This window comes from Actinomycetota bacterium, from assembly GCA_040905475.1.
Lineage (GTDB): Bacteria > Actinomycetota > AC-67 > AC-67 > AC-67 > DATFGK01.
Map to the genome: position 1 here is coordinate 37,438 of JBBDRM010000161.1, position 21,429 is coordinate 58,866.

Sequence of the window (21,429 nt, forward strand, 5' to 3'; positions counted from 1 at the left end):
CGCCAGATCCTTCGTGACGAGCACGTCGGTGTAGCCGATCACCCGAAGGAGCCGCTCCAGTCTCCCTGCCTGATCCTCACCCGACTCGATCACGATCCAGCCGCCGATCGCCAGCCACCGCGGTGCCTCCTGGAGCAGCCGCACGACGATGTCGAGGCCGTCCTCGCCTCCGCAGATCGCTTCGTGCGGCTCGTAGTCCTTTACCTCGGGCGGGAGCCCGGGCCAGTCGCCGTCCGCCACGTACGGCGGGTTGGACACCACAACGTCGACGGCGCCGCCGAGCGCCGGGTGGAGGGGATCCATCATCTCGCCGGGGAGCAGCGTCGCTCGCAGACCCGTTCGCGCGAGGTTGCGCAACGCCCACGCTCGAGCGGCGGCCGACGGCTCGGTGGCGAAGACGCGAGCCGACGGGACCTCGGCCGCCACGGCGAGCGCGATCGCAGCGGAGCCGGTTCCCACGTCGACGACGGTCGCGCGGCCGCGCGCGCGGGCTCGCTCGATCGCCCGGCCGGCGGTCACCTCGGTCTCGGGTCGCGGGACCAAGACACCTGGGCCCACCTCGAGGTCGAGGCCGCGGAATCGAGTCGTGCCGAGGACGTAGGCGAGCGGCTCGCGGTGCGCACGCCGCGCGACGAGGTTCTCGAACGTATCGCGCTTGTCCTCGGGGAACTGCCGGTCGGCGTCCACGAAGAGCCCGGCGCGACTGGTGTCGAGCGCGTGCGCGGCGATCCACTGCGCGTCCCCGAGCGGTGTATCGCAACCGGCCATCTCGAGGACCCGTTCGGCGGCGCGCACCGCCTCCCCGATCGTCCCGGGACGCGGCGTCCGGGCCGGCGCTTCAGTCGACGAACCCATCGCCGAGACTCGCAGCGCGTCCCCGAGCGACGAGTGCGTCGATCAACTCGTCGAGGTCGCCCTGAAGGACCTGCGGCAGCTTGTGGAGCGTGACGCCGATCCGGTGATCGGTCACCCGATTCTGAGGGTAGTTGTACGTGCGGATCTTTTCCGAGCGGTCGCCGGTTCCGACGGCGCTCTTCCGTTCCGCAGCGATCACCTGCGCCTGCTCGCGCTGCGCGCGCTCGAGCAGCCGGGCGCGGAGGATACGCATCGCCCGCTCCTTGTTCTGGAGCTGCGACCGCTCCTCCTGGCATGCGACCACCTCGCCGGTGGGAAGGTGCGTGATGCGCACCGCCGAGTCGGTGGTGTTGACCGACTGGCCCCCGGGCCCACTCGAGCGGTACACGTCGATCTTGAGGTCGCTCGGATTGATCTGGACGTCCACGTCCTCGGCTTCGGGCAGCACCGCGACCGTCGCCGTCGACGTGTGGATCCGTCCCTGGTTCTCGGTAGCCGGAACCCGTTGCACGCGGTGCACGCCGGACTCGTACTTCATCTTCGAGTACGCGCCCTTCCCCTTGATGGCGAAGGTTATGTCCTTGAAGCCGCCGAGGTCCGAGGGGCTCGAGGACAGCGCCTCGCTCTTCCATCGATGCGCTTCCGCGTAGCGCTGGTACATCTCGTAGAGGTCGCGGGCGAACAGCGCGGCCTCGTCGCCGCCGGCGGCGCCGCGGATCTCGACGATGACGTCGCGGTCGTCGTTGGGATCTTTGGGGATCAACATCTCCCGTAGCTCGTGCTCGAGCTCCGCGATGCGCTCCTCGTTGCCGGCGATCTCGTCACGGAGGAACGTCGAGTCGGCTCCGTTCGAATCCTTGAGCATCTCGCGTGCCGCGGCCAGATCCTCGTTGACGCGCTTGTGCTCGCGATAGGCGCCGATGATCGGCGCGAGCTCTGCGTGCTCCTTCCCGAGATCGCGCAGCTTGCGCGGGTCGGAAGCGACCGAGGGGTCGGCGAGAAGCTCCTCGATCTGCGAGAAGCGACGGTCGATGTGTGCCAGCTTGTCGAGCATGAGGGCTCCCGGGCGAGTCTAGCAGCGGCGGGACGACGTCCCGAGGCGCTATTCGGGAGCCGGTTCGGGTGTTGGAACGGTGTCGCCGACTCCTTCGGATTCTCGCGGAACCAGCCGGGACGGAAGCGCCGGGATCTTGCCGCTGCGTTCCTCTTCGGGAAGCACCGCTTCGAACGCCCGGATCGCGACCTCGATCTGATCTTCGGTCGGCGGGCGGGTCGTGATCTTTTGCAGCCAGAGGCCCGGCTTCATGAGCCCCTTCACGATGAAGTTGTTCCCGTGGTTGGCGCCGAGCCGGAGCGCCTCATAGGAGATCCCTGCGATGAGTGGGATCGCCACGATGCGCTCGAGGATGCGCAACCAGATCGCAGGACGGCCGAAGAAGGCGAACACGACGATCGTCAGCAGCATGACGATGATCAGGAAGTTGGTCCCGCATCGCACGTGCAGCGTCGAGTACTTGTCCACGGCTCGCGGCTCGAGCACCGGCTCGCCGGCTTCGAACGCGGCGATCGTCTTGTGCTCGGCGCCGTGATACATGAAGACGCGGCGGATCTCCTTGATGAATGAGATGCCGAACAAGTAGGCCACGAAGATCGCGACGCGGACGACGCCCTCGACGGCGGCGAATGTGATCGATCGCTTCTTGATGCTCTCGCCGCCGAAGAAGTTCACGCCCAGCGTCGGAAGCACGATAAAGATGCTGATGAAGAGCACGAACGCCAGCGTCATCGAGACCGCCATCTGCTTCGAGGTCAGCTTCTCGTCCTCGTCCAGCGCCTGATTCGCCGAGGTCGTCAGTGCGCGCATGCCGATCGACAACGCCTCGCCCAAGGCGGCGACGCCGCGGAAGAGCGGCTGGCGGAAGAGCGGATACTTCGCCGCGAGCCCCTTGACCTTGTTCTCTTCGATATAGATGTCGTTCGTCGGGCGGCGCACGGCGAGCGCCCACGTGTCCTTGCCGCGCATCATGACGCCTTCCATGACTGCCTGGCCGCCGTAGAAGTGTTGCTGCTGCTTCTTTGCCATCGAGTTGATCCCGCGCGACGCGGGCTACTTCTTCTTCGGTGTCGGGCGGTTGGCGTAGCGGCGCTGGAATCGTTCGACGCGGCCTCCGGCGTCGACGAGCTTCTGCTTGCCCGTGTAGAACGGGTGGCATTGCGAGCAGAGCTCGACGTGGAGCTCGGACTTCGTGGACCGCGTCTGGAACGTATTGCCGCACGAGCAGCGCACCTGACACAGCACGTATTCGGGGTGGATGCCTGCCTTCACGTTCGCTCCCCCTGATCCTTAGTCGTTGACCGGAACCTTGTTTATCTCTCTCAGGAACTGCTCGTTCGACGGTGTCTGTCCGATCTTGTCGCGGAGCAACTCCATCGCTGCGCTGGGCGCGAGGGCGTGGAGCACCCTGCGGAGCCGCCAGACCAGCGCGAGCTCTTCCTTGTCGTAGAGCAGCTCTTCCTTACGCGTGCCCGACGCTTCGATGTCGATCGCCGGGAAGATTCGCTTCTCCGACAACTGCCGGTCGAGCCGGATCTCCGAGTTACCGGTGCCCTTGAACTCCTCGAAGATCACCTCGTCCATCCGCGAGCCGGTTTCGACCAGCGCCGAGGCGACGATGGTAAGGCTTCCGCCCTCCTCGATATTCCTCGCGGCGCCGAAGAACCGCTTCGGCGGGTAGAGCGCGGTCGAGTCGACACCACCGGACAGGATGCGGCCGGACGCCGGCGCCGACAGGTTGTAGGCGCGGGCGAGCCGAGTGATCGAGTCGAGCAGGATCACGACGTCCTGCTTCGCCTCGACGAGCCGCTTGGCGCGCTCCAGCACCAGCTCGGCGACCTGGGTGTGGTCCTCCGCCGGACGGTCGAAGGTCGAGTAGACGACCTCGGCGGCCTTGACGGTCCGCTGCCAGTCGGTGACCTCCTCCGGACGTTCGTCGACGAGCAGCACCATGAGATGCACGTTCTCTGTGTTCGCCATGATGCCGTTCGCGATCTGCTTGAGGATCGTCGTCTTTCCCGCCTTCGGCGGGGAGACGATCAGCTCACGCTGACCCTTCCCGAGCGGGGCCACCAGATCGATGATCCGCTCGGTGACGGCTTGCGGCCCCCACTCGAGCCGGAACCGCTCCTCCGGGAACAGAGGCGTGAGCTTGTCGAACGCCGGCCGCTGGCGCGCCGTGTCGGGATCGACGCCGGCGACGGTCTCGACGCGAACGAGCGCGAAGTACTTCTCGTTGTCCTTCGGACGACGAACCTGACCCGTTATCTCGTCGCCCCGCCGGAGCGCGAAGCGCCGGATCTGCGACAGCGAAACGTAGATGTCGCTCGAGCCCGGCAGATAGCCGCTCGTGCGCAGGAAGCCGTAGCCCTCCGGCAGGACGTCGAGGATGCCCGTTCGGAGCTCACCCTCGATGATGTCCGCCTGTGCTTCTGACGGCGGCGTGTAGTCCGAACGCTCGCGCGCCGGACCGCGGTCGCCACCACCTTGCCGGTCGCGTCCACCGTCCCGGCCTCCGCCTTGACGGTCGCGTCCGCGCCCGCGCCTGCGATCGCGCCGGCTCCAGCGCTCTTCGCGTGCAGGCGCACCCGATCCACTTGGGCCGCCCGAGCTGCTCGGTCCGCGATCGCCTCCGCCGGAGGGGGCTTGCGAGCGCTCAGCACCGCCATTGCCGTGCGCCGCAACGGCCGGCGAGGTCTCCGCGGGCGCGGTCTCGCTCGCTGCAGGCGCCTCGGCCGCAGGCGCTTCCGCCTTAGGAGCTTCCGTGGCCGCGGGTTCCTCATTGGCCTCCGGCTTGGCGTCGCCTTTGGCTTCGCTCTTGGGTTCGGGCTTGGCCTCGGCGGACTTAGCGTTGTTCGTCTTCGCCGGCTTTCCGTCGGCGGAAGAAGCGCGCATGATGGCGGAGATGAGGTCGGACTTCTTCAGCTTCTGAAAGCCGGAGACCCCGACCCGCCCGGCGATCTGCTGTAGTTCTGCGATGATCTTGCCCTCAAGGACTTCTCGCTCGAGGGTCCTCGTCTCTGCCATTTCCGATCCTTCCTTCTTCACGTTCACTTAACCCTTCAGGCTCTTCTGGTATGTCTTCCAGTCGTCCAGGAACCGCTTCAAACCGATGTCGGTGAGCGGGTGGTTGGTCAGCTTGGAGAACACGTCGTACGGCATCGTCGCGACGTCGGCCCCAACCTTCGCAGATTCGACGACGTGCTGGGGGTGGCGGAGGCTGGCGGCCAGTACAAGCGTACGGTAGCCCTGCGTCCGGTATATCTCAACGATCTCGGCTAGCAGATTCATCCCATCGTTCGCGATGTCGTCCACCCTTCCAAGGAAGGGGCTGATGTACGTGGCATCGGCCTCGGCGGCCAAGATGGCCTGCGTGGGTGAGAAACAAAGGGTCATGTTGGTTTTGATCCCGTGCCGTCCGAGCTCACGGACCGCGGCGAACCCGTCGGGGGTGACGGGGCACTTCACCACGATATTCGGCGCGATCTGAGAGAGCTTTAGTCCTTCTTCGACCATCCCGTCCCGGTCGGTGGATACGACCTCTCCGCTCACGGGCCCGTCGACCTCGGAAGCGATCTCCTTGAGATGCGTCTCGAAGTCCTTCTTCTCCTTGCCGATCAGCGTCGGGTTGGTGGTGATGCCGGAGAGCACGCCCCAGCGGTTGATCTCGCGGATCTCGTCCAAGTTCCCGGTGTCGAGCCAGAGCTTCATATCGCTCCCTCCTTCATGCCGCGAGCAGTCGGCGACGCCCCGCGTGTGATCGCACGCGGGCGCGCAGCAACCGGACGCGAGCTCGCGTCCTCCGTCGCCGTTGAGACGACGTGATCGATGACCGCCGCGAGTGCCGCATCAAGGTTGTAGTTCTGGATGATCGGAACGCCGTTCCGAAGTGCGAGCGAGCGTATGTACTTCTGTACCTTTCTGATGTTCCCGAAACTGTTGAGGTATCGCTCCTGTGGTCGCGCGCGCGTCTCGTGCGCGCGAACGTAGAAGTGCGACCGGTGAAGGTCCTCGTCGTCCACCGCGACGACCAGATCCACGATGACCGCTTCGCCTTCGGCGTCGGGACGTACGAAGCCGGGGACGACGTGCGCTCCTTCGATGATGACGTCGGTTCCTTCGGTGATCGCTCGTTCGATCAATGCCTTGATGCCGACCGCCACGGCCGAAACCTGCTCGCGGAACCCGACGATGACCGCATCATCCGTCGCCGCGAGCGTCTCCTTCACGACCCCGTCGGCGTTGAACGAAGAGGTGTGGAGTGACGGCATGATGTCGGGCGACAGAACGCCCTTCATCACTTCCCGTATCGCATCGGTCGAGATGATGCGGACGATGCCGAGCCGCGCCGCCAATTGCGTCGCGATGGTCGACTTCCCCACGCCCGTCCCTCCGCCGATGAGGATGATCAACGGCACGTCGAGCTCGCTGACCGTCTGCCACCGCAGGAATGAGCGTGCGTACCGTTCGCCGGCTTCCCGACGGATGGTTTCCTCGGCGATCGTGCGAAGTTCCTCCGTCGTGACCGAGGCGCGCTCGGACTCCAACAGACGCTCTTCGATCACATGAGCGACGTGATAGGCGCGTGCCGGCGTCAGCCCGGCCGCCATGATCGTGTTGGCCATGAGACCTTTCGAGTACGGCAGCCCGTGCTCCCGGTCGCTGATGATGATCGACCGGGATGCGCCGTCCGCCGGCTTTTCGTGTCCCGTCATGCCGTGTGAGCCTCGAATCTCCGTCGGGCGATCTCCGCCACGGTCACGAGCTCCGCCTCCAGATCCCCCTCGACGGAAACGGGGAGATTGTCTGCGAAGACCACTTCGGCGCCCGCGGCGCGCGCGACCGCAGCCGCTCCGTCCACCGCTCCGGCCTTGAGCTCCGTCACGAGCACCTCGTACGTTCCTTCCGCCCCCGCGAGATCGGATGCGAGGGCGGCACGATCTGCCAGATGGTGCGTCATCCCCACGACACGCGCGCCGTGAGCCCCCTCCACATGCGCCTTGATCACCTCACCGACGGCGGGAGGCGCGGTGGTTGCGTAGAAGACGGAGCGTCCGGCTATCGACCCGCGTGGGGTCGGGCGGAACACCGTCTTCACGCGCGCAACGCCTCGCGCCATTTCGTCGATCGAGGAAGTGAGGAGGGAGAGCGCGTGAGCCGAAACGGTGGGTTCGGAGGCCATTGTAATGGCCACCAGGTCCGCAAGCAATAGCCGGTATGGGCCGAGTGCCGAGGTCAGGACCTCGGGTGAAGCGCCGCCGGGGACCACCAGGACCGTTGCATCGGCCGCCACCGGTGGGATCGCCGTGCCACTCCCCTCGAGCAGGATGATGTCCGGCCCGAGGGCGTTCGCAGCCTCGACGGCGGCCGCGACGGTGTCGAAGAACGGTGCGCCCGCGAGGCCGGCGCCCGCCCGTCGTGCTCCGACGCTTGCAACCCCGGCGAGCACCGCGTCCTCGTAGACGTCACTCGCGGCGTGCTCGCCGCGTCGTGCGAGCTCGATCAGCTCGTCGACCGTTGGAGGCATGGAGTCGCCGGCAACGACGCGCGGCTCAGCCGGGCCACCGCGCCCCATGGCAACGACCACCACTCGCATGCCGTGCGCGGTCAGAGTGCGCGCTGCGAATCCGGCGATCGCCGTCTTGCCGCAACGTTTGCCGGTACCGATGACCGCGATCGTCGGACGCGATGCGAGCCGCGGCCGGAGCGGAGCATCGAATCGGAAATCAGCGCCCTGGTAGCGAACTCCGTGGACGAGCGCGACGCTCGCGAGCAGGAAGCGCGATCGCGCGTCGACCACCGGATCGTCGGATAGGTCGAGACATACCTCCGGCGAGTACGAAGCGATCGCGTGCTCGAGCGCCTCGCGCTGCGTCGCACCGCGGATGATCGGGAGCGTGCCCAGCTCGAGTGGGCCGGAAAGCTTCTCGCCGCCGCCCAGGAAGACGCCGGCCACGATCTGATATCCCCGCTCCTCGAGGGCCTTGATCGCATCGACGATCACCGGCGGGTAGTGCTCGCCGTCGACGAGCACCAGCGCCCTCGTCATGCGCGGAGCACTAGGAGCTCGGTTCGGGCTCGCGCACGACGTGCTCGATCTCGCGCTGGTACTGCTCGCCGGTCACGTAGTTGAAGTGCGCGATGACGTTCGCCGGTCCGAACGGATACTTGCGGCGGATCACCACGTCCGCGTCGGACACCTCGATGAGGTTGTAACAAGGCCGCGTGTTTCCGCGGAGGCGCAGGCTCGAGCAGGTTCCTGCGTTGGCGACGTACAGGTTCTCGAGGCGCCAGACGTACGGCACGTGCTTGTGTCCGGTGAGCGCCAGCCCGACGCCCGATCGGATCAAGAGCTCGAGGAGATCACCGGCGTCGTAGACGATGTTGCGCTCGCGTCCGGCGCCTGGGATCGGCAGCAGGTGATGATGCTGCACGTAGATCTTCAGCTCCGCGGGATCGGTGAACTGCTCGACCAGCCAGCCATACCGCTCGCGGCCGATCTGTCCGTGGTCCAGGTCGGGCTCGGATGAATCGGCTCCGACGATGACGACGCCCTTGGTCTCGACGCGCCAGTGGCGCGGGCCGATCATCTCCTCGAAGTGGACGTAGCCCACGTTGCGCGCGTCGTGGTTGCCGGGGACTGCCACGACCTTCGGACGCAGCTGCTGAAGGTATGCGGCGGCGGTCCTGTACTCCTGCCGGAACCCTTCGTTGGTGAAGTCTCCCGTGCAGACGATGATGTCGGGGTTCAGCTCGTTCAGCTCGGTGATGACGCGGTTCATCAAGTTCGGCACGAAGTGAACCGAGCCGACGTGCATGTCCGAGATATGTGCGATGACGACGCCCAACGCTCCTCCAGTTAGTCGGGTCGGGGACTACTCTTCCATGATCACCCGCACGGAGCCCACCTTGTTCAGGAGCGAGAAGCTCGTCGTCTCGCCTTCGCGCCGGAAGACCAGATGGAGAACGGAGTCTCCCACCCTGAGATTCTTCAGCTCCACCGTGTTGAGCCACGGCGGGAGCACCGGTGAGTTCACCGTCAGCAGGTTGTTGTGCGCCTGGGCCGACAAGCCGAGCATCGCCTGCAGGAGCAAGAACGGGGAGCCGGCAGCCCAGGCCTGCGGCGAGCAGGCGACCGGGTAGGACACGGGCCGGTTGGGCGTACGGCGCGTGAATCCGCAGAACAGCTCGGGCAAGCGCATGTAGTCCGAGTGATTCGCCGTCTCGAAGATCGCGGTCGCGATCCGGTTCGTCTGCTTGTGGAAGCCGTAGCGCTTCAGGCCCGCCGCGATCAACGCGTTGTCGTGCGGCCATACCGAGCCGTTGTGGTAGCTCATCGGATTGTATGCGGCCGACGACTTCGACATCGTTCGGATCCCCCAGCCGGAGAACATGTCGGGTTTGAGGAGCCGCGCGGCGACGTCGGGTGCCTTGTCCTCGTCGATCATCATGCAGTACAGCCCGTGTGCCGGGTTCGAGGTCACACTGGCGACGGGACGCTTGTCGCCGTCGAGCGCGATCGCGTAGTACCGCTCGTCTTCGATCCAGAATGCTTCGTTGAATCGGCGTTTCAATTCGTCCGCTTGCCGCGTCAGCTCGGCGGCGCGGTCCTGGTCCCCGAGGGCCTCGAAGACGTCGGCCATCCGCGCCTTCGCGAGGAACACGTAGGCCTGCACCTCGGCGAGCGCGATCGGCGGCTTCGCGAGCTGTCCGTCGATGTGGACCACGGAGTTGTGCGAGTCCTTCCACCCTTGGTTGTCGAGTCCTCGCGGCGAGCGTCGCTGGTACTCGACGAAGCCGTCGCCGTCGAGATCGCCGTACTCGTCGATCCAGCGCAGCGCGCGCTCCGCGTGCGGGAGCATCTCCTGGAGGAACACGCGATCGCCGGTCCATTTGAAGTAGGTCCCGAGCAGCATGAGGAACAACGGAGTGGCGTCGACGGAGCCATAGTACGGCGAGTGCGGGACGTAGAACGCGTTGGCTAACTCGCCGAGCCGGATCTCATGGAGGATCTTCCCTGGCTCTTCGTCGCGCCAGGGGTCGACCTCCGTCCCTTGATAGCGCGCGAGCAGTCGCAGCGAGTCGCGCGCCGGATCGGGGTTCAGCATCAGGATCTGATGGCTCGTCAGCAGCGCGTCGCGTCCGAACGCCGCGACGTACCAGGGGATCCCGGCCGCAAGGAACTTCCCTTGCCCGGTGTCGGTCAGGAGCGCACGGAGGTCTCGCTGACCGCGATGGAGCAGCGTGTTGAAGAGCTCGTTGTCCGTGTAGATCGAGGTGCAGGAGCGCTCCCATTCCTCATAGGAACGGCGCAGCTTGTGCACCGCCTCGTCGAACAGCATGGGCTCCCGCCGGTCCTCGCTGATGATCGGCTCGACGACGAACGTGAACAGGCGCGTCTGGTGGCCGGCGAGTTCGACGGTGAACGACGCGCGAACGCGTCCCGAGTCGATGGTGACGTCATCGGGTTCGGCGCCGAGATCGACGCGCGTCTGGCGGAACACCCCGTCCTCGCCGTGGTACGCGAAGAGGATCACCCGGCCCTCCACCTTCGGATGGAAGAATTGGCCGCGCCGCTTCCGCCGCAGACCTCGCACCTCGAAGATGTCGGCGAAGTCGGCGCCGAACACCACTTCGACGGAGGCGCGGATCGGGTGCTCGTTGTAGTTCTTGAAGCGGATGCGTTCGAAGAGGCGATTGTCGATCACCCGGATCCGGCGGATGTTCAACGTCTGCTGCGGGACCGAGATCCGGTGGTCGTCCCAGATGTCGGGGTTGGTGCAGTCCACGTAGGACATGTAGGCGCGCTCGGCACTCGACGACAGCAGCACCGGCGGGCGCCCGTCGACCGTGAGCTCGTACTGCGAAAGGAAGCGGGTGTCCCGGTAATACAGGCCCATCCCCTGATAGCCGCTCGCGAGGTCTCCCTCCTCGTTCGCGTACAGGAACATCTCGCCCTCTTTGGTGGCGAGGAGCCGTCCGGACTCCTCGGAAAGGACGGCCGGGACGCCTTCGTTCAGAACCCGGCTCGCAGCCTCAGGATCCAGCTCGAACTCTTCGCCGGAGGGGCTGCGGTAGAGATCGCTCGGGTCAAGATCTGCGGACTTCGCCAACATGGCTCCCGATCGTCCCCAGGTGAGATCACGGCGCGTGCCGGACCGTCAACCGAGTGTATTCGAGCCGTCAGCCGCTCTCAACGACCACCGCGCCGGCGGCGTCGATGCCGACCTCTCGCACCTCCCACCCGTCCGGGGCGGTCCGCCGCGCCGCCTCGGTCGCGGCCTGGAGGTCGGAGGACGCCACGAGCGCGGCGACGCTCGGTCCGGCACCGGCCAGGAACGCAGCGATCCCGGCATCACGGAGCGCACCAACGAGACGCCCGGAGTCCGGCATGAGCTCGAACCGGGACGGCTGATGCATCAGGTCATAGGTCGCGTCGAGCAGCCGGGAGGGATCGTCCGTCGCGAGCGAGGCGGCGAGCAGGGCGGCGCGGCCGGCGGTCGCGGAGGCGTCGGCGAGCGGAACGCTCGAGGGCAAGAGCTTGCGAGCGGCCTGGGTCGCGAGTGCCGAAGGAGCGACGCACACGACCGCACCGATCCGCTCAGGCACGCCCAGTGGCATCATCGTGCGGCCGGCCGCGACCACCGCTCCCCCGTACACACAGGGCGCGATGTTGTCGGCGTGGCCCTCCATCTCCGCGGCGATGGCGACGAGCACATCGGCGTCCCAGACCTCGGCATCTGGCGCGAGGGCGCTCGCCGCGACGAGCCCGCCCACGATCGCGGCGGCGCTCGATCCGAAGCCGCGGCCGAACGGGATCGCGTTGGTGAGATGCACGCGCAGCCCGCGCGGCTCGCCCAGGATCTTGGCGATCGCCCGCACGGCGAGGTTCGAGTCGTCGCGCGGCACCTGGTCTGCGCCCTGTCCGGCTGTGGTTACGGTCAGCGCACCCGAAGGGTCGCGCTCGATCCTGATCTCGTTGTGCCAGGCGATCGCGAGACCGAGACAATCGAAACCCGGGCCGAGGTTGGCGATCGTGGCCGGAGCCCGGACGACGACGCGATCCATCGGCTCAGAGCCCGAGCTCGGTGGCGGCGGCCTCCGGATCGGCTTCGATCACGGCCGGCTTGGGCGCGCCGGCGATCGCCCACTCAGGATCCTTCAGGCCGTGGCCGGTGAGGACGCAGACGACGGTGGTCCCCGGCGCGAGCAGCCCGGCCTCAAGCATCTGCAGCAGACCGGCGACGGATGCCGCCGACGCCATCTCGACGAAGACGCCCTCGCGAGCGAGCAGGCGATACCCGGTGAGGATCTCGCGGTCGGTAACCGACCGGATGGCGCCTTCCGAACTGCGGGCGGCTTCGACGGCGCTCTCCCACGAAGCCGGATTGCCGATGCGGATCGCCGTCGCGATGGTGGACGGACGCTCGATCGGATGGCCCTCGACTATCGGTGCCGCGCCTGCGGCCTGGAAGCCGAACATGCGCGGCAGGAACGTGATGCGCTCCGCGTCGCGCTCTTCCCGGTATCCCTTCCAGTAAGCGGTGATGTTGCCGGCGTTTCCAACCGGGAGGATGTGGTAGTCGGGCGCGCGGCCGAGCGATTCACAGATCTCGAACGACGCCGTCTTCTGACCTTCGATCCTATGCGGGTTCACGGAGTTCATCAGGGCAACCGGGTAACGCTCGACGAGCTCGCGCGCCATCGCGAGCGCCGCGTCGAAGTTCCCGAGCACCTGGATCACCTTGGCGCCGTGCACCAACGCTTGGGCCAGCTTGCCGAGTGCGATCGCGCCCTCCGGGACCAGCACGCCGCACTCGATCCCGGCTTTCGCCGCGTAGGCGGCCGCGCTCGCGCTCGTGTTCCCGGTCGACGCGCAGATGACCGCCTTCGCGCCTTCTTCGACGGCTTTGGAGATCGCGACGGTCATGCCGCGGTCCTTGAAGGAGCCGGTCGGGTTGGCGCCCTCGTACTTGAGCCACACCTCGCACCCCGTACGGTCGGACAGGACCCCGGAGTGGATGAGCGGTGTGCCGCCCTCCATGAGCGTGATGACCGGGGTGGCGTCCGTGATGGGCAGGCGATCGCCGTATTCTGCGATCACGCCTCGCCACGAGCGCATCGGCGCGGGGCGAGGCTACGCCTCGCCGCCCTCCACGCGCATGACGCTGGCGACCTTGGTGACCACGTCGAGCTCGCGGAGCGAATGCAGCGTCGCTTGCAGGTCGCGCTCCTGAGCGCGGTGGGAGATCATCACGAGCTGCGCCTGGTCGCCGAATCCCTCCTGCCACACGCTCGCGATCGAGACGCCGTTGTCGCCGAACGCGGAAGCGACCGCGGCCAAGACTCCCGGCTCGTCGGCCACGTTGAGGAGGATGTAGTACTGGGCGAACATCTGGTCGATGGGGCGGATGGCGGCCTTCCGGTAACAGGTGCAACCGGGACCGCGGCCACCGGAGGTCAGGTTGCGGGCGACGGTGGTGATGTCGCCGACGACGCTGATCGAGGTCGGCGGCCCGCCGGCACCGCGGCCGTAGAACATCAGCTCGCCGACGTTCTCGCCCTCGACGAAGACGGCGTTGAAGTTCTCGCGCACGCTCGCGAGGGGATGGGAAACCGGGATCATGGCCGGATGAACGCGGACGGCGACTTCACCGCCTTGCTCTTCGGCGATCGCGAGCAGTTTCACCTCATAGCCGAGCCGTTTCGCGAACGCGATGTCTGCCGCGGTGATGTCCGCGATGCCCTCGCGGTACACATCGCCGGCGACGACTCGCGTGTTGAACGCGATCGAGGCGAGGATGGCGGCCTTCGCAGCGGGATCGAACCCTTCGACGTCTGCCGTCGGGTCGAGCTCGGTGTAGCCGAGCCGTTCCGCCTCGCCGAGCGCCTCTGAGAACGAGCAACCCTCCTCGCTCATGCGTGTGAGTATGAAGTTCGTCGTTCCGTTCACGATCCCCATCACCTTGCGGATCCGTTCACCTGCGAGCGACTCCTTCATCGGACGGATCAACGGGATCCCGCCCGCCACGGCCGCCTCGAAGTAGAGATCGACACCCTTGCCGTCCGCCGCGTCGAAGAGCTCGGCTCCGAGCGAGGCGAGGAGCTCCTTGTTGGCCGTGACGATCGGCTTGCCGTTGCCGATCGCCTCGAGCAGCAGCGTCCGCGTGGGCTCGATCCCGCCCATCACCTCGACGACCATGTCGATCGATGGGTCACCGGTGACCTCATGGGGGTCGGTCGTGAGGAGCCCCATCATCCCCTCGGGGATGTCGCGCACCTTCCCGAGATTGCGGACCGCGACCCTGGCAACCTCGAGCTTCGCGCCGATCCGCTCTTCGATGTCGGCGGCATGAGCGTCCAGCACACGTAGGACCGCGGAACCGACGATCCCGCAGCCCAGCTGGCCGATCCGGAGGGTTCTCACTGCCGAGGTCTGTGTAAACGGCCTTGCTGCCGGGCACAGCGCCCGGCCAGCAGGGATGATATCGGGAGCCGATGGTGAAGGCGGCCGATATGGGTTTCGGGCGGGCCGGGCCTCAGTCCTCGGCCGGCGGGGTGGCCTCGTCTGAGGTGCGACGCTCCACCCGATCCTCCTCGAGGTCCTTGGAGGCAGGATCACCGGTCGTCCGGGTGTCGGACTCCTTGAGGAGCTCTTCGGCGGACTCCTCCGGATCCTGGGTCTCGGGACTCTCCCGGCGGATGGTCTTCGCTCGCGACTTCACGCGATCGGGGTCGGGGTCGGCGGAGTCGGGTGCGCGCTCGTCCAGAAATCCGTCCATCTCCCACCTCCGTCCGGATCTGCTGCGCCCGAAACCGGCGCCTCGAAAGGGAGGTACCCGGGCCCGGGTCCCTGGAAACGCAGCCCTCTGAGCAGACGGATCCGGCGAAAGGGGGGGTGGACAAGGAGACGGCCCGTAACGCTATAAAGGGGGGCCCCAGCGACGAATGAGAACATCGATGAGCGAACAAGCAAACGAAGCAAGCATGGGAACCAACGCGGCCTCCGGGGGACCGCCCGGGGCAGGCCTGGAAGGCATCGCCCGGCTCCGATTCCTCGCCGACGCGACCGAGCTGCTGGCGACCTCGCCCAACGAGTGGGTCGCGCTCGAACGGCTCGCCACGATGGCGGTTCCGGAGCTGGCCGACTGGTGCGCCATCGACGTCGTCGACCACGCTGGGAAACTCCGCCGCGCCGCCGTCGTGCACGCCGACGCTGAGAAGATCGAATGGGTCCGCGAGCTCGAAAAGCGGTATCCGCCGGACCCCAACTCGCCCTTCGGCGTGCCCAAGGTGATCCGCACCGGCGAACCCGAGTTCTATCCGGAGATCCCCGAGCCGCTCATCCGCGAGGGCACGCAAGACGAGGAGCAACTGAGCCTTATCCTCGGGCTCGGTCTCTGCTCGGCCATGATCGTGCCGTTCCTCGCCCGGGGCCGCTCCTTGGGCGCGATAACTTTGGTAACGGCCGAATCGGGCCGCGTGTACACGGCGCAAGATCTCGAGCTCGCAGAGGCCATCGCGCGACGCGCCGGGCTGGCGGTCGACCGTTCCCGGCTGCGCGACGAGGTCGAAGAGAGCGAGCATCGGTTCGAGGCGCTGGTCGACTCCTTGGACGCGATCGTGTGGGAAGCGCACTCGGCGACGCTTCAGCCCTTCTACGTCAGCCGCCGCGCCGAGGACATCCTGGGTTATCCGGCCGAACGCTGGGTGAAGGAACCCGGTTTCTGGGAGACGATCATCCATCCCGACGACCGCGACGTCGTCGTCCGAGCACGCCGCGCTGCGGTGGAAGAGCGTCGTCGCTACGACATCGAATATCGCGCATCGGCCGACGACGGAAGGATCCTCTGGCTCCGCGAGCTGGGCGACACGGTCGACGAGGACGACGGTCCGCAGGTGCGCGGGATCATCGTCGACGTCACAGTGCGGGTCGACGCCTTGACCGCACTGAACGAGTCACGGGAGCGGCTGGCTTTCCTCGCAGAGGCGAGCGCGTTGCTCTCGTCGTCGCTGAACTACCGGGCGGTGCTCGAGCGCCTTGCCTCGCTGACGGTTCCGCGCGCGGCCGACTGGTGCGCGGTCGACGTCGCCGAAGAGGACGGGACGCTGCGCCGTGTCGCCGTGGTGCACTTCGACCCGTCGAAGACCGACGCGGCCCGGCGCCTCAAGGAGATGCCCTCGGACGAGGAGCACGTTCGAGTCCTCCGGACCGTCATGGAAACCGGCATGGCTCTCCTCGACGTCGACGGCAGTGAGGTGTGCAGTACGAGCGATCCCGACCGGCGGCTGCTTCTGGATGAGCTGGGGGTTGGATCCGCGATCGTCGTTCCGCTCTTGGCAAGGGGGAGGACGCTCGGCGCCGTGAAGCTGGTGCTGGTGCCGGGTGGCCGAACCTACGGCCAAGCGGACGTGACGCTTGCGCAGGATCTGGCTCGCCGGGCGGCTCTCGCCGTCGACAATGCACGTCTGTTCCAGGACCGAAGCCACGTCGCCCGGACGCTGCAGCGGAGCCTGCTGCCGCCGCATCTGCCCCAGATCCCCGGCGTCGAGCTCGCCGCGCGCTACCACGCCGCCGGCGAGGGCAGTGAGGTCGGCGGCGACTTCTACGACGTCTTCCGCACCGGCAAAGACGACTGGGCGATCCTGATCGGCGATGTCTGCGGGAAGGGAGCCGACGCCGCCGCGCTGACGGCTCTCGCCCGGTACACGGTGCGTGCCGCCGCGATGCAGGCGCGCAAGCCCAGCCGCGTTCTCACCCAATTGAACGAGGCGCTCGTTACGGCGGCTGTTCCCGAGCACGGCCTCGACCTCCGGTTCTGCACCGTCGCCTATACCCGGCTGCGGCCGATGGATATCGGGGTGCGCGTCACCTCGACCGCCGGCGGCCACCCGCCGCCCTATATCCTTCGCCGCGATGGACGCGTCGAGACGGCGTGCCGAACCGGAACGCTGATCGGCGTCCTGCCGGAGATCGATCTCACCGATCACTCGACCGAGCTGCAACCCGGCGACGCTCTCATCCTTTACACCGATGGGGTAACGGAGGCACGGGGGCCATCCGGGGACTTCGGCGAAGCGGCCTTCCAAGAACTCGTTTCGACGTGCGCCGGTCTGGATGCTTCCTCGATCGCCGAGCGGATCGAAAGCACCGTGCTCGAGTTCCAAGGCGGCGAGCCCCGCGACGACATCGCGTTGATCGTGGTCCGGGTCCCGTACTAGCCGAGCCCGAAGACCTCGCCGGACGAAACGGCTTCTTGGGACTCCGTCTCGAGCAAGAAGGTTACGGTCATCCCGCGATCCGCGTTCTCGGTGATCTCAACGCCGGGGAAGAGCGTCCGGATCAGGATCAGGCCGAGGCTCCCCTCGAAAAAACCGTGCGCGGGCGTCACCTCGGACCGCGCGTCCGCGAGCATGTTCTCCGTCGGGAACCCCGGCCCCACGTCGATAACGCTGAACCGGACCCCTTCGCCCGCAGACGCCGCGGCGATGCGGATCGGATCGGCGATGGCGGCCTTTCGGTGAGCGTTTATCGAGTTCGTGGTCGCCTCGGAGATGGCGACCTTGAGGTCCTCGACGCGATCCTCATCTACCCCGAAGTGTCGAGCGACCGCCGAGGCGAACAGCCTGGCCGTGCGTACCTGATCCGCGTCGGGGGGGACCTCCAAAGCGAAGGATCGGGAATCGCCCGGATCCTCTCCTCCCTTGCCCATGCCCGATCCTCATGAATGGACCCTGCCTCACGGCAAGGGTAACGGACTCGTGCCCGACTCTTGAGCATTCCCGAACGAGGCGGTCGTGAAACCTCGCCGGGGCGCCGACGACGGCTAGGACGCGTCGAGCCGGATCAGGTCTTCGTACGTCTCGCGCCGCAGGACGACCTCGGCCCTTCCATCCCGCACGAGAACCACCGGCGGGCGAGGCATCTTGTTGTAATTGGAGGCCATCGCGTAACCGTAGGCCCCGGTCGCGGCGATGGCAAGCAGGTCGCCGCGGGCCGTCGAAGACGGCAAGGCGACGTCGCGGATGAGGACATCGCCCGACTCGCAGTGGGAGCCGGCGACCGTGACCACCTTGTCGGACGCCTCATTCGCCTTGTTCGCGAGCAGGGCGGAATACCGCGCGCCGTACAGCATCGGTCGGATGTTGTCGCTCATGCCGCCGTCGACGCTCACGTAGGTGCGGATCCCGGGCAGCTCCTTGACCACACCCACCGAGTACACGGTGAGCATCGCGTTGCCGACGACCCAGCGGCCCGGCTCGACCGAAAGCAACGGCCGAGCGAATCCGTGTCGCGCCGCCTCCCGTGCGACCGCTTCACGCACGAAGCGCGCGTGGGTCCCGACATCCGCCGGCGTCTCCTCCTTCGTGTAGGCGATGCCCAATCCACCGCCGAGATTCAGCTCGCGAAGCTCCGAGCCGGCGGCCGAGCGCACGTCGGCAACGAACTCGCACATGATCTCGACGAGCTTCCCGAACGCCTCCGGCCCGAAGATCTGCGAGCCGATGTGAGCGTGGACCCCGATGAGCGAGACGGAGGGCAGGTCCTTCGTTCGCTTCGCCGCCTCGAGGGCCGCGCCCGACTCGATCGACATCCCGAACTTCGTGTCCTCCTGGCCGGTCTGGATGTATTCGTGGGTGTGGGCCTCGACGCCGGGCGTGCATCGGAGGACGATCTGCTGCACGACGCCGGCGGAGGCGGCGATACGCGCCAGGCGCTCGAGCTCATCGAGGGAATCGACGGCGATCCGGCCGACGCCGGCGGCGACTGCCATCTCCAATTCCACGTCGGCCTTGTTGTTACCGTGCAAGATCAGGTCGGCGGGCGGCACGTTCGCCGCGATCGCCGCATGGAGCTCCCCGCCGGTGCAGACGTCGATGCCCAGCCCTTCTTCGACGGCCATGCGGAAGGCGGCCAGCGATGTGAACGCCTTCGCTGCGTAGTAGACGCGGTCGCCGGGTTCGGCGTACGCGCTGCGGTACGCCCGACACCGGCTTCGGAAGGTCTCCTCGTCGAAGACGTACAACGGCGTCCCGTGCTCGGCCGCCAGCTCAACCAGGTCGCAGCCGCCGACCTCCAGGTGGCCGTCGTCGCGCAGCTTGGCGGTGACCGGGAGGACGTCCTTCAAGGAGTGCGGCATCGGTCACATCTTCTCGGGGGCCGACACGCCGAGCAAGCGCAATGTGTCGGCGAGCGTGATCTGAGCCGCCCGGCACAGGTGCAGACGGGCCTGCGTCAGCGCGGCGTCCTCCGACACGACCCGGCAGTCGCGGTAGAAGGCGTGGAAGCCGGCGGCGAGATCCTCCGCGTACCGGGTCAGCCGGTGCGGCGCCCGCAGCGAGGCGGCCACCTCGACCACCTCGGGAAGCTCGGCGAGCTTGCGAAGGAGCTCCTGCTCGCTCTCGTGTTGCAACTCCTCGAGCGCCACGTCTGCGATCGGCGCGATCGCTATCCCTTGCTCGGCGGCATGCCGCACGATCGAAGCGATCCGCGCGTGCGCGTACTGGACGTAGAAGACCGGGTTGTCCTGCGACTGAGCGACGGCTTGCTCCATGTCGAAATCGAGCGGCGTGTCGGCCCCCTGGCGGACGAGCAAGTACCGGGCGGCGTCGCGCCCGACCTCGTCGAGGAGTTCGTCGAATGTGACCAGCTCGCCGGTGCGCTTCGACATCCGCACGGGAACGCCTCCCCGAGTGAGGCTCACGAGCTGGCCGATGATGAACTCGGCGTGATCCGGGTCTTCCCCGAGCGCCCGGATCGCGGCTTGCATCCGCGGGACGTGGCCGTGGTGGTCGGCACCCCAGATGTAGATCAGACGGGTGAAGCCCCGGCGCACCTTGTCCATGAAGTAGGCGATGTCGGGCGCCAGGTAGGTGGGTTCGCCGTTCGACCGCACGAGCACGCGGTCCTTGTCGTCGCCGAAGTCGGTCGTGCGGAGCCACAGCGCTCCGTCCTTCTCGTAGACGTGTCCCAGCTCCCGGAGGACCTCGATGACCCGCTGCACCGCGCCCTCTTCGTGGAGCGAACCCTCCGAGAACCACACATCGAAGGTGACGCCGAAGCGCTCGAGCACCTCGCGCTGATGCTCGAGCATCCGCTTCTTGCCTTCCTGCCGGAAGAACGCCACGCGTTCCTCCTCCGGAGCGTCCACGTACCGGTCCCCGACCTCGTCCGCGATCTGTTGCGCCAGAGCAACGACGTAGGTACCGACGTAACCGCCTTCGGGAACGTCCGCTTCGCGGCCGTTGAGCTGGAGGTAGCGGGCCGCGATCGAGCGACCGAAGAGCTCAATCTGCCTGCCGTAGTCGTTGACATAGAACTCGCGCTCAACCGTGTGTCCGGCAGCGATGAGCACGTTCGCCAGCGAATCCCCGATCGCCGCCCAGCGGCCGTGGCCGAGGTGCAGCGGCCCAGTCGGGTTGGCCGAGACGAACTCCACCTGGATGCGCTCCGGTTCCCCCGCCTCGATCCGGCCCCAGTCGTCGCCGGCCTGCTCGATCTGGCGCACGACCCCGGTCAGCCACGCGTGCGTGAGGAAGAAGTTGATGAAGCCGGGCCCGGCAACCTCGACCTTAGCCACCGACTCCGGAGGCGTCAGGTGCGCGACGATGATCTCGGCGATCTCACGCGGTTTCATACGCGCCGCTTTCGCGATCTGCAGCGGAAGGCTCGTCGCCCAGTCGCCGTTCTCTCGCTTGGCCGGGCGCTCCAGCTCCACCGATGGCATGGGGTCGAGCGGCGGCAGCTTGCCGGCCTGCTGGGCGGATGAGAGCGCGTCTTGGACGGTCGAGGCGAGCGCGGCCTGGATCACCGGCGTCGCTTAGGAGTCGGCCGGCTGGATGCGCTCGCCGGCGAGCAGGCGGCCGACGACGTCGAGCAGCTCGACCGGGTCGAACGGCTTGGTGAGATACGCGTCGGCGCCGATCTCGAGCCCCTCACGGATGTCCATGTCCTGCGCGCGCGCCGACAGCAACACGATCGGTATCTTGGAGAGCTTCGGATCCGCCTTGAGGTGGCGGCACACCTCGAGCCCGTCCATCTTGGGCATCATGATGTCGAGCAGGATCAGGTCGGGTTTGAGCTCGGCGGCCATCGCGATCGCTTCCCGGCCGTCCGACGCAGTGCCGGCGACCTGGTAGCCCTCCAGCTCGAGGTTGACCTCGAGGAGCTGCTGGATCACCCGGTCGTCGTCTACAACGAGCACACGCTTGCCTGCCACGCTTGCAGCCTCCTTGCGTCGCGGGCATCTTACCGCCGGGCTGGGGCGGGCCATCGCGTTTGGTTATCAGGGCGCTCCGCTAAGATTGAGTGCTTCGTTCCGCCCCCGTAGCTCAGCGGATAGAGCACCGGCCTCCGGAGCCGGTGGCACAGGTTCGAGTCCTGTCGGGGGCACCGATCCGGGCGGTCGTCGAAATATCGGCACGGGGAAGCAGTCGTTCCGGGCGAAGACGTGGAGATCGGCTGCGATCTCTGAGTCGGAAGTCGCGATCCCGAGTGCCGGGGACCGCAGCCGAGGTCT

General features: G+C 67.1%; 19 protein-coding genes and 1 tRNA gene. 2 read left to right on the forward strand and 18 right to left on the reverse strand.

Annotated features, from left to right (window positions below; genetic code table 11):
- From prmC to WEB06_19940, 14 genes are all read right to left on the reverse strand, one after another.
- Positions 1 to 855 (reverse strand): peptide chain release factor N(5)-glutamine methyltransferase (gene prmC, locus WEB06_19875; protein MEX2557876.1); only part of this gene is annotated, 855 nt, incomplete at its 3' end.
- On the reverse strand, positions 839 to 1,909 hold the full coding sequence (gene prfA, locus WEB06_19880) for a peptide chain release factor 1 (protein ID MEX2557877.1): 1,071 nt from the start codon (positions 1,907 to 1,909) through the stop codon (positions 839 to 841). The genes prfA and prmC, both read right to left, overlap by 17 nt.
- Before the next feature lie 48 nt (positions 1,910 to 1,957).
- Positions 1,958 to 2,938, reverse strand: a complete 981-nt coding sequence (locus WEB06_19885; protein MEX2557878.1) for a DUF1385 domain-containing protein — start codon at positions 2,936 to 2,938, stop codon at positions 1,958 to 1,960.
- A gap of 24 nt (positions 2,939 to 2,962) precedes the next feature.
- Positions 2,963 to 3,181: a 50S ribosomal protein L31 gene (gene rpmE, locus WEB06_19890; protein MEX2557879.1), complete on the reverse strand. Its 219-nt coding sequence runs from the start codon at positions 3,179 to 3,181 to the stop codon at positions 2,963 to 2,965.
- A gap of 18 nt (positions 3,182 to 3,199) precedes the next feature.
- Positions 3,200 to 4,936, reverse strand: a complete 1,737-nt coding sequence (gene rho / locus WEB06_19895; protein MEX2557880.1) for a transcription termination factor Rho — start codon at positions 4,934 to 4,936, stop codon at positions 3,200 to 3,202.
- 27 nt (positions 4,937 to 4,963) lie between these two features.
- Entirely contained in the window at positions 4,964 to 5,620 is a 657-nt protein-coding gene (fsa, locus tag WEB06_19900) for a fructose-6-phosphate aldolase (GenBank protein MEX2557881.1), read from the reverse strand.
- Complete coding sequence (locus WEB06_19905; GenBank protein MEX2557882.1) at positions 5,617 to 6,624, reverse strand: ATP cone domain-containing protein; 1,008 nt, start codon at positions 6,622 to 6,624, stop codon at positions 5,617 to 5,619. The genes fsa and WEB06_19905 overlap by 4 nt, the downstream gene beginning before the upstream one ends.
- Positions 6,621 to 7,958: a cyclic 2,3-diphosphoglycerate synthetase gene (locus WEB06_19910; GenBank protein ID MEX2557883.1), complete on the reverse strand. Its 1,338-nt coding sequence runs from the start codon at positions 7,956 to 7,958 to the stop codon at positions 6,621 to 6,623. The genes WEB06_19905 and WEB06_19910 overlap by 4 nt, the downstream gene beginning before the upstream one ends.
- Before the next feature lie 10 nt (positions 7,959 to 7,968).
- Positions 7,969 to 8,757, reverse strand: coding sequence for a metallophosphoesterase family protein (locus tag WEB06_19915; GenBank protein ID MEX2557884.1), 789 nt, complete (start codon positions 8,755 to 8,757; stop codon positions 7,969 to 7,971).
- Between the two features lie 27 nt (positions 8,758 to 8,784).
- Positions 8,785 to 11,022 carry an amylo-alpha-1,6-glucosidase gene (locus WEB06_19920; protein ID MEX2557885.1) on the reverse strand — a complete coding sequence of 746 codons (2,238 nt, stop codon included), beginning with the start codon at positions 11,020 to 11,022 and terminating at the stop codon, positions 8,785 to 8,787.
- 70 nt (positions 11,023 to 11,092) lie between these two features.
- Entirely contained in the window at positions 11,093 to 11,977 is an 885-nt protein-coding gene (gene thrB, locus WEB06_19925) for a homoserine kinase (protein MEX2557886.1), read from the reverse strand.
- Positions 11,978 to 11,981: 4 nt separating this feature from the next.
- Complete coding sequence (gene thrC, locus WEB06_19930; protein MEX2557887.1) at positions 11,982 to 13,031, reverse strand: threonine synthase; 1,050 nt, start codon at positions 13,029 to 13,031, stop codon at positions 11,982 to 11,984.
- 15 nt (positions 13,032 to 13,046) lie between these two features.
- Positions 13,047 to 14,336, reverse strand: coding sequence for a homoserine dehydrogenase (locus WEB06_19935; protein ID MEX2557888.1), 1,290 nt, complete (start codon positions 14,334 to 14,336; stop codon positions 13,047 to 13,049).
- Positions 14,337 to 14,448: 112 nt separating this feature from the next.
- The gene (locus WEB06_19940) at positions 14,449 to 14,691 is read right to left on the reverse strand and encodes a hypothetical protein (GenBank protein ID MEX2557889.1); all 243 of its coding nucleotides are present in this window, start codon (positions 14,689 to 14,691) and stop codon (positions 14,449 to 14,451) included.
- 178 nt (positions 14,692 to 14,869) lie between these two features.
- Here WEB06_19940 and WEB06_19945 point away from each other — a divergent pair, with 178 nt between their 5' ends.
- On the forward strand, positions 14,870 to 17,131 hold the full coding sequence (locus WEB06_19945; GenBank protein MEX2557890.1) for a SpoIIE family protein phosphatase: 2,262 nt from the start codon (positions 14,870 to 14,872) through the stop codon (positions 17,129 to 17,131).
- On the opposite strand, the gene WEB06_19950 is transcribed toward WEB06_19945, so the two are convergent.
- The 4 genes from WEB06_19950 to WEB06_19965 form a co-directional block, all read right to left on the reverse strand.
- Positions 17,128 to 17,622, reverse strand: a complete 495-nt coding sequence (locus WEB06_19950) for an ATP-binding protein (protein ID MEX2557891.1) — start codon at positions 17,620 to 17,622, stop codon at positions 17,128 to 17,130. The genes WEB06_19945 and WEB06_19950 overlap by 4 nt on opposite strands.
- Before the next feature lie 114 nt (positions 17,623 to 17,736).
- Positions 17,737 to 19,050, reverse strand: coding sequence for a diaminopimelate decarboxylase (gene lysA / locus WEB06_19955; GenBank protein MEX2557892.1), 1,314 nt, complete (start codon positions 19,048 to 19,050; stop codon positions 17,737 to 17,739).
- Between the two features lie 3 nt (positions 19,051 to 19,053).
- Positions 19,054 to 20,721 (reverse strand): arginine--tRNA ligase, encoded by a 1,668-nt coding sequence (gene argS, locus WEB06_19960; GenBank protein MEX2557893.1) that lies wholly within the window; start codon positions 20,719 to 20,721, stop codon positions 19,054 to 19,056.
- Between the two features lie 9 nt (positions 20,722 to 20,730).
- Positions 20,731 to 21,129, reverse strand: a complete 399-nt coding sequence (locus WEB06_19965) for a response regulator (GenBank protein ID MEX2557894.1) — start codon at positions 21,127 to 21,129, stop codon at positions 20,731 to 20,733.
- Between the two features lie 101 nt (positions 21,130 to 21,230).
- Here WEB06_19965 and WEB06_19970 point away from each other — a divergent pair.
- Positions 21,231 to 21,302, forward strand: a tRNA-Arg gene (locus WEB06_19970).
- The last annotated feature ends 127 nt before the right edge of the window (positions 21,303 to 21,429 follow it).

Bases quoted from the DNA above. Each gene is read 5' to 3' on its own strand.
- prfA (MEX2557877.1), bottom strand. From the start codon at position 1,909: ATGCTCGACAAGCTGGCACACATCGACCGTCGCTTCTCGCAGATCGAG.
- WEB06_19885 (MEX2557878.1), bottom strand. From the start codon at position 2,938: ATGGCAAAGAAGCAGCAGCAACACTTCTACGGCGGCCAGGCAGTCATG.
- rho (MEX2557880.1), bottom strand. From the start codon at position 4,936: ATGGCAGAGACGAGGACCCTCGAGCGAGAAGTCCTTGAGGGCAAGATC.
- fsa (MEX2557881.1), bottom strand. From the start codon at position 5,620: ATGAAGCTCTGGCTCGACACCGGGAACTTGGACGAGATCCGCGAGATC.
- WEB06_19905 (MEX2557882.1), bottom strand. From the start codon at position 6,624: ATGACGGGACACGAAAAGCCGGCGGACGGCGCATCCCGGTCGATCATC.
- WEB06_19910 (MEX2557883.1), bottom strand. From the start codon at position 7,958: ATGACGAGGGCGCTGGTGCTCGTCGACGGCGAGCACTACCCGCCGGTG.
- thrB (MEX2557886.1), bottom strand. From the start codon at position 11,977: ATGGATCGCGTCGTCGTCCGGGCTCCGGCCACGATCGCCAACCTCGGC.
- thrC (MEX2557887.1), bottom strand. From the start codon at position 13,031: ATGCGCTCGTGGCGAGGCGTGATCGCAGAATACGGCGATCGCCTGCCC.
- WEB06_19940 (MEX2557889.1), bottom strand. From the start codon at position 14,691: ATGGACGGATTTCTGGACGAGCGCGCACCCGACTCCGCCGACCCCGAC.
- WEB06_19945 (MEX2557890.1), top strand. From the start codon at position 14,870: ATGAGCGAACAAGCAAACGAAGCAAGCATGGGAACCAACGCGGCCTCC.
- WEB06_19950 (MEX2557891.1), bottom strand. From the start codon at position 17,622: ATGGGCAAGGGAGGAGAGGATCCGGGCGATTCCCGATCCTTCGCTTTG.
- lysA (MEX2557892.1), bottom strand. From the start codon at position 19,050: ATGCCGCACTCCTTGAAGGACGTCCTCCCGGTCACCGCCAAGCTGCGC.